Source organism: Bacillus sp. 0102A (assembly GCF_036765155.1).
Classification (GTDB): domain Bacteria; phylum Bacillota; class Bacilli; order Bacillales; family Bacillaceae; genus Bacillus; species Bacillus subtilis_G.
Genome location: NZ_JBAIZW010000001.1, coordinates 315,902 through 327,899, shown reverse-complemented (window position 1 = coordinate 327,899; position 11,998 = coordinate 315,902). Strand labels below are relative to the sequence as shown.

Annotated in this window: 14 protein-coding genes and 1 tRNA gene; 11 read left to right on the top strand and 4 right to left on the bottom strand. The window is 41.4% G+C overall.

Going from position 1 to position 11,998, the window contains the following annotated elements:
• Positions 1–100: 100 nt before the first annotated feature.
• The 6 genes from V6D41_RS01950 to V6D41_RS01925 all read left to right on the top strand — a co-directional run bounded on the left by V6D41_RS01950 (position 101) and on the right by V6D41_RS01925 (position 5,972).
• Entirely contained in the window at positions 101–304 is a 204-nt protein-coding gene (locus tag V6D41_RS01950; protein WP_087990717.1) for a YqgQ family protein, read from the top strand.
• A 17-nt stretch (positions 305–321) separates the two neighbouring features.
• Positions 322–1,287, top strand: coding sequence for a glucose kinase GlcK (gene glcK / locus V6D41_RS01945; protein WP_148962059.1), 966 nt, complete (start codon positions 322–324; stop codon positions 1,285–1,287).
• Between the two features lie 115 nt (positions 1,288–1,402).
• Positions 1,403–3,319 (top strand): LTA synthase family protein, encoded by a 1,917-nt coding sequence (locus V6D41_RS01940; protein ID WP_333517123.1) that lies wholly within the window; start codon positions 1,403–1,405, stop codon positions 3,317–3,319.
• 81 nt (positions 3,320–3,400) lie between these two features.
• Positions 3,401–4,531 (top strand): M14 family metallopeptidase, encoded by a 1,131-nt coding sequence (locus tag V6D41_RS01935; protein ID WP_333517419.1) that lies wholly within the window; start codon positions 3,401–3,403, stop codon positions 4,529–4,531.
• A gap of 68 nt (positions 4,532–4,599) precedes the next feature.
• The gene (locus tag V6D41_RS01930) at positions 4,600–5,655 is read left to right on the top strand and encodes a hypothetical protein (protein ID WP_333517122.1); all 1,056 of its coding nucleotides are present in this window, start codon (positions 4,600–4,602) and stop codon (positions 5,653–5,655) included.
• A 2-nt stretch (positions 5,656–5,657) separates the two neighbouring features.
• On the top strand, positions 5,658–5,972 hold the full coding sequence (locus tag V6D41_RS01925; RefSeq protein ID WP_148962056.1) for an MTH1187 family thiamine-binding protein: 315 nt from the start codon (positions 5,658–5,660) through the stop codon (positions 5,970–5,972).
• A 31-nt stretch (positions 5,973–6,003) separates the two neighbouring features.
• Here the strand turns inward: V6D41_RS01925 and V6D41_RS01920 are convergent, their stop codons facing one another.
• Positions 6,004–6,177 carry a DUF2759 domain-containing protein gene (locus tag V6D41_RS01920; protein ID WP_202327183.1) on the bottom strand — a complete coding sequence of 58 codons (174 nt, stop codon included), beginning with the start codon at positions 6,175–6,177 and terminating at the stop codon, positions 6,004–6,006.
• A 155-nt stretch (positions 6,178–6,332) separates the two neighbouring features.
• Between V6D41_RS01920 and V6D41_RS01915 the strand changes: the two genes are divergently transcribed.
• Positions 6,333–6,968, top strand: a complete 636-nt coding sequence (locus tag V6D41_RS01915) for an MBL fold metallo-hydrolase (protein WP_333517121.1) — start codon at positions 6,333–6,335, stop codon at positions 6,966–6,968.
• 39 nt (positions 6,969–7,007) lie between these two features.
• Here V6D41_RS01915 and V6D41_RS01910 read toward each other — a convergent pair whose 3' ends face one another.
• A complete protein-coding gene (locus V6D41_RS01910) occupies positions 7,008–7,253 on the bottom strand; it encodes a DUF2626 domain-containing protein (RefSeq protein ID WP_003226300.1) in 246 nt (81 codons plus the stop codon).
• 231 nt (positions 7,254–7,484) lie between these two features.
• Between V6D41_RS01910 and mgsR the strand changes: the two genes are divergently transcribed.
• On the top strand, positions 7,485–7,862 hold the full coding sequence (gene mgsR / locus V6D41_RS01905) for a transcriptional regulator MgsR (RefSeq protein ID WP_087990709.1): 378 nt from the start codon (positions 7,485–7,487) through the stop codon (positions 7,860–7,862).
• A 66-nt stretch (positions 7,863–7,928) separates the two neighbouring features.
• Here mgsR and V6D41_RS01900 read toward each other — a convergent pair.
• Positions 7,929–7,999: transfer RNA gene (locus tag V6D41_RS01900), tRNA-Gln, on the bottom strand.
• Between the two features lie 88 nt (positions 8,000–8,087).
• Between V6D41_RS01900 and V6D41_RS01895 the strand changes: the two genes are divergently transcribed.
• Positions 8,088–8,927 carry an STAS domain-containing protein gene (locus V6D41_RS01895; protein WP_333517120.1) on the top strand — a complete coding sequence of 280 codons (840 nt, stop codon included), beginning with the start codon at positions 8,088–8,090 and terminating at the stop codon, positions 8,925–8,927.
• Between the two features lie 58 nt (positions 8,928–8,985).
• Here the strand turns inward: V6D41_RS01895 and V6D41_RS01890 are convergent, their stop codons facing one another.
• The gene (locus V6D41_RS01890) at positions 8,986–10,314 is read right to left on the bottom strand and encodes a hemolysin family protein (protein ID WP_333517119.1); all 1,329 of its coding nucleotides are present in this window, start codon (positions 10,312–10,314) and stop codon (positions 8,986–8,988) included.
• 143 nt (positions 10,315–10,457) lie between these two features.
• Between V6D41_RS01890 and V6D41_RS01885 the strand changes: the two genes are divergently transcribed.
• Positions 10,458–11,411, top strand: coding sequence for a magnesium transporter CorA family protein (locus tag V6D41_RS01885; RefSeq protein ID WP_333517118.1), 954 nt, complete (start codon positions 10,458–10,460; stop codon positions 11,409–11,411).
• A 62-nt stretch (positions 11,412–11,473) separates the two neighbouring features.
• Positions 11,474–11,884 (top strand): CBS domain-containing protein, encoded by a 411-nt coding sequence (locus tag V6D41_RS01880; protein ID WP_333517117.1) that lies wholly within the window; start codon positions 11,474–11,476, stop codon positions 11,882–11,884.
• Positions 11,885–11,998: the final 114 nt, after the last annotated feature.

The window sequence follows — 11,998 nt, the reverse complement described above, 5'->3', positions numbered from 1 at the left end:
GAGGGGGGAGACTGGCTTTTTTGTCAGCGTTTTCTTCTTGACCGGCTGCATCTATATGAATACGCTTATGATAGTTAAGATCAAGAATGGTGAGGAAAAAATGAATACATTTTATGATGTGCAGCAGCTGTTAAAAACGTTTGGCCACATTGTTTATTTTGGAGACAGAGAGCTTGAAATAGAGTTTATGCTGGATGAATTAAAGGAATTATACATGAACCACATGATTGAGAAGGAGCAATGGGCCAAAGCGGCAGCTGTCCTTCGAAAAGAATTGGAACAAACAAAAAAACGAAAGATGTAAAGGCTAAGGTGATAAAAATGGACGAGATATGGTTTGCAGGCATTGATCTGGGAGGAACGACGATTAAACTCGCTTTTATTAATCAATATGGTGAAATTCAGCATAAGTGGGAAGTCCCGACTGATAAAACCGGCGATACCATTACCGTTACGATTGCAAAAACAATCGACAGCAAGCTGGATGAGCTGCAAAAACCGAAGCATATCATTAAATACATCGGAATGGGCGCACCAGGTCCTGTAGATATGGCGGCAGGAGTCGTTTATGAAACAGTAAATCTGGGGTGGAAAAACTATGCTTTAAAGAACCATCTGGAGACAGAAACCGGCATCCCGGCTGTGATAGAAAACGACGCGAATATTGCTGCGCTCGGGGAAATGTGGAAGGGAGCGGGTGACGGCGCAAAAGACGTCATTCTCGTGACGCTTGGCACAGGAGTTGGCGGCGGCATCATTGTAAATGGTGAAATTGTACATGGCATAAATGGCGCCGGCGGGGAAATTGGCCATATTTGCAGCATTCCTGAAGGCGGAGCGCCTTGCAACTGCGGAAAAACGGGCTGTATCGAAACAATAGCGTCCGCAACCGGGATTGTAAGAATTGCAAAAGAGAAAATTGCAGATGCTAAGCAGACGACACGTATACAAGCATCTGAACAATTGTCAGCGAGGGATGTATTTGAAGCGGCGGGTGAAAATGACGAAATTGCCCTTGAAGTCATTGATTATGTATCCGAACACCTTGGTTTGGTGCTCGGAAATTTGGCAAGCTCGCTTAATCCGTCAAAAATCGTTCTGGGCGGTGGCGTTTCGAGAGCTGGAGAACTGCTGAGATCAAAAGTCGAGAAAACATTCCGCAAATGCGCGTTTCCGCGGGCAGCAGAAGCGGCTGATATTTCAATTGCCACACTTGGAAATGATGCCGGCGTTATCGGCGGCGCTTGGATCGCTAAAAACGAATGGCTGAAACACCAAAATTGTTAAAATTGTGTAAATGAAATTGATTTTTTGTTATGTTCAGGTTAAGATTTAAATTGATGTGATAATGAGAATGTTAGGAATAGACTGATTTTTTGAGCGTGCTGCATAGGAGGTTGAAATGCGAAAAACGTTTTTTTCGAAGATTTCATTTATGCTGATTGCCATTTTATTGATGTGGCTGAAAACGTATGCTGTTTACAAAACCAGTTTTCATATTAAAATCGACAATCTAACGCAGGAATTTATTCTGTTTATCAACCCATTGAGCTTTTTGCTGTTCATTTTTGGCTTCAGCCTGTTTTTAAAAGGCAAAAACAGAAATCGTTACATGATTGCGATGAGCTGTCTTGTCACGTTTGTATTGCTGGCAAATATGGTATTTTACCGTTTTTACAATGATTTCTTAACGATTCCTGTTCTTTTTCAAACGAGCAATATGGGTGATCTCGGAAGCAGCATCGGAACACTTCTAGAGCCGACAGACCTCCTATTGGCTGTAGATATTGCGGTTTTAATATGGCTTCACATTGGGCAAAAAGCTTTTCAATCGGACATTCCCTCCACGAAAAATGAACGGGCGGCATATTTTCTGTTTGTTGTTTCTGTTTATTTCTTCAATTTGGGCTTGTCTGAAGCAGAAAGACCTCAGCTATTGACACGTTCATTTGACAGAGAAATGCTTGTTAAAAACATCAGTTTGTTTAATTTTCATATTTACGACGGTGTTCTTCAGTCGAAGCAGTCTGCACAAAGAGCCTTGGCTGACAGCAACAGCCTGACGGAAATTGAAAACTACGTAACCGCTAATGTGAAAGACGCCAACAAAAGTTTATTCGGCGCTGCAAAAGGAAGGAACGTCATTCTCGTATCCTTAGAGTCGACGCAAAGCTTTGTGGTCAATGAAAAGGTGAATGGAAAAGAAATCACGCCTTTTTTGAATGACTTTATCAAACAGAGCTACAATTTCAATAATGTTTACCACCAAACCGGCCAGGGGAAAACATCGGATTCTGAATTTATCGTGGACAATTCACTGTATCCGCTTGGACGAGGCGCCGTGTTTTTTACAAATGCAGGCAACGAATACAGAGCCGCACCTGAGATTCTGAAAAACAGCGGTTACTATTCAGCTGTACTTCACGCTAATAATAAAAGCTTTTGGAATCGTGATTTAATGTATGAATCGCTTGGATATGATTCTTTTTTAGATAGTAATGCCTATGATGTAACTGACAAAAATTCAGTCGGCTGGGGACTGAAGGACAAAGAATTTTTTGAGCAATCTTCAGAGCTGATGAAAAATCTGCCTCAGCCGTTCTACTCGAGGCTGATCACACTGACGAACCACTTCCCTTTTGATCTTGATGAAGAGGACAAATTGATTGATCGATATGATTCAAGCAGCCAGACGCTAAATAAATACTTCCCGACAGTACGCTATCAGGATGAGGCGCTGAAACGGTTTATCGAAAAGCTGAAAGAAGACGGATTATACAACAACTCTATTATCGTATTATACGGTGACCATTATGGTATATCGGAAAACCATAATGAAGCGATGGGGCAATTTTTAGGGAAAGAGATTACACCATTTGAAGAAGTACAGCTCCAAAAGGTGCCGCTTGTCATTCATATTCCCGGTATTACTGATAAAAAGCCGCAAACCATTGAAACAGTAGGCGGACAGATTGATATCAGGCCGACGCTGATGAATCTTTTAGGGATTGAAACGAAAGATCAAATTCAATTTGGCAATGATCTGCTTTCAGAGGAAAAAATGGACTTTACAGTGCTCCGGGACGGGAGTTTTATCACGGATCAGGTTGTATATACTGACGGTGTTTGTTATGACAAAGAGACCGGTAACCCGCTAAAAGAGGCAAAACAATGTGAAGCATTTGCTGATAAAGCGAAACAGGAGCTGTCACTTTCTGATGAAATCATCTATGGTGATTTGTTGCGTTTTTATGATCAGAAAAGGCTGGACAATTCGTCAAAACGAAAAGAAAAACAAATGCTCGATCAGGCATCGTAATCACAATGTCTCCCCCAACAAAGTGGCGGGAGGCTTTCTTTTTTTAAACACGCTGTCATATAGTAACAAAAAAGGGGGATGATGATGGCGTTTATTACGGTGAAACCTGAGATCAAGCACAACTTGACCAGAGTGGCGAGAGAACTGAAGATAGACGAGGAACTGCTTAATAGCGCAAATCGCTCCGCACAGAAGCACCAATTGTATTGTCCAGGTTATTTGATTGAAGAGAATAACGATAAGGAGCTTCTAACCATTCAGGAGATCAAGAGCTTTTTACAGCCTCGGCAGCTTGATCTTTCTGATAACTGGATAGAGCAAGAAAAAATCTATGATGATGCAGGTGTTGAAAAGGAAGTAAAGAAGATTATTGATGTATTTCCCTTTGTTTCATGCCGAAAAATTGGTCGTTCTGTACTTGGCAGACCAATCTGGGAGCTGAAGACAGGTGGAGAGCATGCTGTAAAAAAGGTTCATATGAACGCCTCGTTTCATGCGAATGAGTGGATCACCACGTCTGTCCTGCTGAAATGGTTTAAGGAATACTGCATGTCATTATGCTGCAACTCGCCTTTCTTCGGCTTTTCTCCCATGAAGCTGTTCAGCAGCACATCTCTGTCTCTCGTTCCTCTTGTCAATCCGGATGGCATTGATCTTGTCTTGAACGGATCAGAAGGCATGGGAACCAGGAAAGAAGAGCTCGAACGGCTAAATGGCCATCGTCCGAATTTCAATGAATGGAAGGCAAACATAAACGGCGTTGATTTAAATAAACAATTTCCGTCATTATGGGAAATTGAGAAACACCGCAAACCGACAGCACCGACCTACCGCGATTTTCCGGGAATCACTCCGCTTACGGAACCGGAATCCATCGCGATGTACCGTCTGATAACGGAGAATCCACCTGACAGACTGCTGGCCCTCCATACTCAGGGAGAAGAAATTTATTGGGGCTACAAAGGCCTTGAACCTGAAGAATCTGTTGCAGTCATAAAGGATTTTGAGAAGTTAAGCGGGAACATTTATAAAGGGATAAGGGATATAGACAGCTATGCGGGATTTCGCGATTGGTTTATTCACTATTATTTTAAAGAAGGATATACGGTGGAACTTGGAAAAGGTCAAAATCCTTTGCCATTTCAGCAGTTTTCACATATTTATAATGCGACAAACGGCATTTTGTGGAGGTCGCTATTTTTTCATGAGTAACTGAAAACTTTTTCTTTTTTCTGCCGCAGCAAATATGCGACAATAAAGATGATCGGAGGGGAAGGCTGATGAGATCAGTTTGTTTCATTCTGCTGTCGGCTTTGCTGTTTAGTTTAACGGCATGCGAACCATCTCATCAGCAGCAAAAACAAGCATCGGCGGCAAAAGATGAGGAAAAAGACATCATTCCGCTTTCCGCGGAAAAAGCGGACGGAGCTGAAGGCTGGCTGAATAACAGCACAATTTTATATACCGCGTCCGATCCGACGAAAACAGAGCTTTTTTCGTACCGCATCTATACCGGCAAAGCGAAAAAGCTTTATCGGACGGATGGCCAAATCGTTGATGTTCAAATCAATCCGAGGAAGCAGATGATTCTGCTGCAAGTTACGCACAGCCAAAAGACAGCAGTGGTTTTGCTTAATGCAAAAGGAGAGACGCTTTACCAAAAAGAATACGAAACGTATGAGCTCGAGGCTGCCTGGAACCAGTATGATCCTTATCAAATAATGGTTACGGTATTCTCTGAAAACTGGGATTTCCATACATATCAGGTGAATGCCAAAAAAGACGAGTCTTCCTTAAGTCCGGTACAGGTTCCATTTATTCATTGGACATCCAAAAATACATTTGGTTATGTAAAAGAGGGAAGAGAGGATAAGTCAGGGCCTTTATATACGTTCGATACGGCCTCCAAAACGGAAGAAAAGCTCGAGGATGATGTTCTTTTCTTTGATTCTTTCCATCAAATGAGCTTTACTGTCAAATCAGCTTCCGAACAAAAAGGGACGTATCAGTTTAATACGCCGCAAACAAAATCGCCAGTTACAGCGGAATGGCCGCTCCAAACAAAATATACAAATTTGGCTCCGATGGAGTATGATTATGATGAAGCAAAAGCTCTTTTTTATACGTTTAAAGAAAGCGGCGATTCATATAAGCTCGCAGCTGTCAATGTGGCATCGGGAAAGGCAAGCGATCTTTTCTCCCTGCCGAAAATGGAGCCGATACAAATTTCTCCGAACGGGAAATATGCGTTATACGGCTTTCATTTTGAACAGATCATTTTATTGGAATCACATGAAATGAAGCAACTCATCATTGAACAAAAGGAGATGGAATAACGATGGCTATCGCAGATGTAACCATTATCCCAATCGGAACGGAAACACCTAGTGTGAGTGCTTACGTGGCCGATGTCCAAAAAATTTTAGAAGGATATCAAGCAGAAGGGAAAATCAAATATCAGCTGACACCGATGAACACGCTGATCGAGGGAGAACTCAGTGACCTTTTCACAGTTATTCAGGAAATTCACGAAGCACCGTTTCAAAAAGGGCTGCACAGAGTGGCAACAAACATCCGAATTGATGACAGACGTGACAAAAAAACGACGCTTGAAAGCAAAATAGAAAGTGTCAATAAACGTTTACAGCAATAAAAACAAACCTGTATCCAATGGGATACAGGTTTTAATGTGCGGTTGGATAACCGCTGTTTATCACGGTCATCACCGTAAACCAGCCAAAGACAAATAAGGTGGCTCCGGCCATTAAAAATCCAAGTATATTTCTATTTTTAACAGAACGCAAGACTCCCCATAAAGCGAAAAGAGCGACAAGGCCGAAAATCACGACAAGTAACATTACGCAGCCCCCTTTACATTGAAAAACCTGCAATTCTTTCCATTTTTATTCTACCTGTTTTTTAGAGGTTTGTCGATAGCGTTTTCATTGCGATTGTTTGAATCTTTTTTCAAAAACCCTCATAATAGGAGCATAAAAAGAAAGAGGTGATCATAGTGAAATGGAGACGAATGCCAGTAGGGCCGATTCAGGCGAACGCATATTTTCTCATCAATGATGATCAATGCCTGATTTTTGATCCGGGCGGCGAAGGAAATAAAATTAATCAATACATAAAAGAAAAAGGGCTGACGCCTTTAGCCATTTTGCTTACACATGCCCATTTCGACCATATTGGAGCGCTGGATGAAGTGAGAGAAAAATGGGATATCCCTGTTTACCTACATCAGAATGAAAAGAATTGGCTTACGGATGCCTCTTTAAACGGCTCCGGCATGCTGCGAGGGATAGAAATCACAGCTAAGCCTGCAGATCACCTGATCGAAGGAGACGGTGAACTGAACATCGGGCCGTTTCATTTGGAAACATTATTTACGCCGGGACATTCGCCAGGCAGTGTTTCTTACTACGTGAAGGATGCAGATTTGGTGATCTCCGGAGATGTCCTGTTTCAAGGCGGCATAGGGCGTACGGATTTGATAGGCGGCGATCAAGAGACGCTGCTGACGTCCATTCATGAAAAACTGCTTACGCTGCCGGAGCACACGCTGGTGTTAAGCGGCCATGGCCCTGAAACAGACGTGCAGAATGAGCAGGATCAAAATCCGTTTTTAAATGGGTTTTCATTGTAATAAAAGAGACAAACCGATAAGGTTTGTCTCTTTTTGCATTTAATGGCCTCCGCCGCCGGGCACCATAATAAAAATTGAGTAATATGTAAAGCCGGCAAAGAAAATCGTTAAATAAGCGCCAAAAATATAAATATACATGCGTTCAGTTAAGTTCAAATACGATAGAAATACAAATAGGATCGTCTGTCCAAAAAACAATAGGGAAGCATCTTTCATATCACCCAAATAAAACATGACTGCAAAAATTCCCGTCCAAAATCCTAACACCCGGAACATGCGATTCATTTTATCCCCTCCCGAGAGTCCCTCTGATTGTTATTATAATAGATCACACCTAGAAATGTAAACATTTTCATTATTGTTATACAAATGGAATTTGTTCCTTTGATTGTGTTTTCTATTATATGAATGGTTTTTTAAAAATAATCCGAAAAAAAGTTCTTTAAATGGTTTAAATAAAAAATGATCCGGGTAGTTATTCTACAAAGAGATGGTTAACTGAGGAGGAAAAAACGAATGGAACAATTAATTTTTTACTCATATCCAAGCTGCACGTCATGCCGAAAAACAAAACATTGGCTCAAAGCGCATCAAATTGAATTTAACGAACGGCACTTATTCAGAGAAACCCCGACAATAGAAGAATTAAGGTACATTTTATCGTTAACGACAGAAGGTATTGATGAAATTTTAGCGACAAGAAGCCAGACCTTCAAAGATTTAAATCTAAACATCGAAGAGATGACGGTAAATGAGGTGCTGGAACTTTTAATCGAGAAGCCGAAGCTTTTGCGACGTCCGATTCTTGTGGACAACAAAAAGCTGGTGATCGGTTATAATCCGGGAGAACTGTTGAAGCTATCGAAGAAGAAAACGGTTCATCAATCTGCATGATGAAAAACCGAAGATCCGCTGATTTTTATGAATCAGCTTATCTTCGGTTTTTCACCTGTTCAGAAACTGGGCTAGCTGGATTCGAACCAACGATCACGGAGTCAAAGTCCATTGCCTTACCGCTTGGCTATAGCCCATCGAATGTAAACATAGTATGTGCTGAGGAAGACGCATTATGCATAGGAAACATATATTTTTCAAAAAAACAGGAGGTAGCTCATTAAGATGATAGCTCTTGATCAGCATGTAACAGAGCACAAAGAAGATATTATCAAACAATGGCTGGAAACTTGCGCGTCAAAAGGAAGTTGGCTGCATTCCGATAAAGATCAAAAAAAATTAGAACAAAAGTTAAAAGACCAGCATGAATCATTAGTGACCATCGTGGCGAAATCCCTTAGTAAAGCAGAAGACGTAAAGGATGAGCTCAATCGATGGTCTCTTCAATGCGCCAGAGACCGTGCCGTTCATGAAGTGACTGTAACAGAAAGTGTCGGCCAACTTAACGCCTTCAGGCACATCATGTTTAAATGGATTCAGACATTCAGCGAAGCCTCTTCTCAAGAAATCAGCATTCAGGACATTTATGAGTGGAGCCGGATCTTGAATCAAACCATTGATGAGATCATCGAAGTGTTTACTGAAGAATATTCCCAGGTCACGATGATACAATTAAACGCACAAAAAGAAATGATTAATGAATTGAGTGCGCCGATTATGCCGATCTCTGAGGGGATAGGGATTCTTCCGCTTGTCGGTGAAATTGATACGTACAGAGCGAGGACGATTTTGGAGTCGGTGCTGCAGCAGTGCTCAGCGATAAAACTATCCTATTTATTTTTAGATATTTCGGGCGTTCCCATCGTCGATACAATGGTGGCTTATCAAATTTTCAAAGTGATTGACAGCACCAAACTACTCGGAATTGAGACGATTATTTCAGGAATCAGGCCAGAAATTGCCCAAACTGTGGTGAAGCTGGGGCTGGATTTTTCGAATGTGAAAACCGAGCAAAGCCTTGCTAAAGCCCTGGCCAATAAAGGATTTAAGATAGAAGAATCATGATACCCTGAACAATCACAAACATGTTCATTCTGGAAAAAGCTGGACAGCCTCCCTTGGGCTATTCAGCTTTTTTAACTTCTATAAATAAAATGTGATGGCTGTCAATGTCTTTTACCTTAAAAGAGTAGCCATCGTATTCAATCACACTTTCAGCCTCGGCGTCTATGTTTTGTGTCAGAAACCAGCCGCCCAAGGTGTCCACTTCAGCTTCTGATAAATCTGTTCCAAGCAGGTTATTTACATCGCTGATTAATAACTTTGCATTTAATAAGTAGTGATTTTTTCCGAGCTCGCGGATATGAGGCACCTCATCCTCGTCAAATTCATCACGGATTTCTCCTACAATTTCTTCGATAATATCCTCGACAGTGACCAAACCGGAAGTCCCGCCATATTCATCAATGAGAATCGCCATATGGGTGCGTTCCTTTTGCATTTTCAGCAGTAATTTATAAATAGGAATTGTCTCAATAACATGGATAACGGGCTGAATGAAAGGTTCAATATGCTGCTTGTTCAGTGAAAAATCTTTCGTCAGCATTGAAAACAGCACTTCTTTCATATTGATTACGCCCATAACGTTATCTTTATCCTCTCTTACAACTGGGTACCGTGTATATTTTGTTTGCTTCACTGTTTCCTGCAGACTTGGGATTGAGTCTTCATCAAGTGACAAACTGACCATTTCATTTCGCGGCACCATGATTTCCTTTGCCATTCGTTTATCAAAGGTGAAGATATTATCCATATACCTTAATTCGCTTTTTCTGATTTCACCGCTTTTATAGCTTTCAGCTAAAAGAACCCGCAGTTCTTCCTCTGTATACGCCAGTTCATGCTCTGATGACGGCTTCAGCCCAAACAACCCTGTAATCAACCGGGCAGAGTGGTTCAGCAGCCAAATGAATGGAAACATGATTTTATAAAACCAAATAAGCGGTTTGGCAAGCATCAATGTAATGCTTTCTGCTTTTTGAATGGCGAAGCTCTTTGGCGCCAGCTCCCCTATGACGACATTTAAATACGTCACCGCTAAAAAGGCAATGACAAGTGAAAGAAGGTGGGTGAGCGACTCATTCAAGCCTGCTTTATGAAAAAGGGGACGAAGCAAGGTTTGCACGGTCGGTTCTCCCAGCCAGCCCAATCCTAAAGCTGCCACTGTGATGCCCAGCTGGCAGGCTGATAAATATTCATCAAGGTGAGTGATGACATGCTTTGCTGCTTTAGCGCCTTTCTTTCCTTTTGCGACAAGCTGATCAATTCTGGAACGCCGCACTTTTACGATTGAAAATTCTGCGGCAACAAAAAATCCTGTTAACAAAATGAGAATAGCGACTGCTAGTAAATTGACAAATTCCAAAACAACTGCCTTCTCCAAGGAAGGCATGCACCTCCCTTTTCCGATGTCTTTCTATTTTCCATACCACAGGAAAATGCCCACAAAACATGTGTTGAAGCGGCTGACTGGTTTAGCGAGGCCTTTCTTGGGCAATTAAAGAACAAAAGAACAAAAGTTTGGAGGAGCTTGACATGAAGGCACATACGGGAAAGGATTGGTTTTGGTACCAAATGGGGCCTCAGGAAAGAGATAAGGCAAGAGATCTGATCCATTTTTCTCACTGGCCTCAATGCGAAAAGTGGTTTGAAAATAACCATCATATTAACTTTTTGCGTGTGGACACAACTGAAACGGAAAATGAAGCAATATTTGGCTCAATTGTATATGATCAGGGGCTGGGTGAGGAAAAAGACCATACCGTTTTTCACTTTTATATTACCAGACAATATTTTTTTACAATAAACTTTGATTTTTCGATTTTGAATGGGATTAAGGGAAAACAAGTTGTCCAGCAAATGGAAAGAGCGGATAGTACCATGGAGGGATTTTTGATCCTTCTCGGCGAGTTAATGAATGCGTATCTAATCGGTTTAGATGAATTTGAAGTAAAGCTGAGAAAGCTCAGATGGCAAATCAAAGACGACAATAGCAAAAGCATTTTAAACCGTGTCCATCTCTTGCACCATGAGCTGATGATCTGGAAAAACTTAATCCTAAACACTAAAAAAATTGAAATGGCATTGAAAGAAACCTTCTTGTCTCAAAATGAATATAAAAAGGTTTATCAGCGGACACAACTCAAAATTGACAGGGGGTTTACATACATCAGTGAATTTGAAGGGGAGCTTAATAGTCTGCTGCATTCAGAGGAAGTCATTACCTCTCACAGGGGAAATGAAATATTCAAAGCGCTGACCATTTTCACGACGCTTTTTACGCCGGTTACAGCACTTGGGGCCCTCTGGGGGATGAACTTTTCAGTGATGCCTGAGCTGAATTGGAAATACGGATATCTCTTTTCGCTCTTATTGATTGGCACGTCTACGGTCCTGATCTACCTATATTTGAAGAAGAAAGGCTGGACGGGAGATATGCTGCAAGAGGGAAAGAAGAAAAAGAAATCTCAAAAAAGGCAGACACTGTAGGATGTTTCATTTTTTGTGCAGCGGATAAAAAATAAATAGAACACGGTAAAGGAGGAATGGAAATGAAAATAAGAGACATTATGACGAAGAATGTAGAATGCTGTGAACCAACCGCTTCAATCACAGAACTAGCGAAACAGATGAAAGACTCCAATGTCGGTTCTATTCCAGTCTGTGAAAACGACACACTTAAGGGGATTGTTTCTGATCGGGATATTGTGACGAGATGCTTAGCTGAGAATCAGATGGATGCAAAAGCAAGAGACATCATGAGCGCTGACATCGTATCCGGCCACCCTGATATGTCTGCTGAAGAAGCGAGTCAGCTTATGGCAGAGCACCAAATCCGCCGTTTACCGATTCTTCAAAACGAACGAATTGCCGGTATTGTTGCATTAGGCGATCTTTCCGTTGAGAAAAATACAGACCAAAAAGCAGGAGAAGCATTAAGTGAAATTTCTAAATCAGCATAATGAAAGATAGAGGAAAGCAGGCATGATGATCATCATGCCTGCTTTTTCATTTAGAAAAATAATGAAATCAAGGAGGAACATTCAGCTGAAACAATCTTTTCTGTCAGCAGAAAT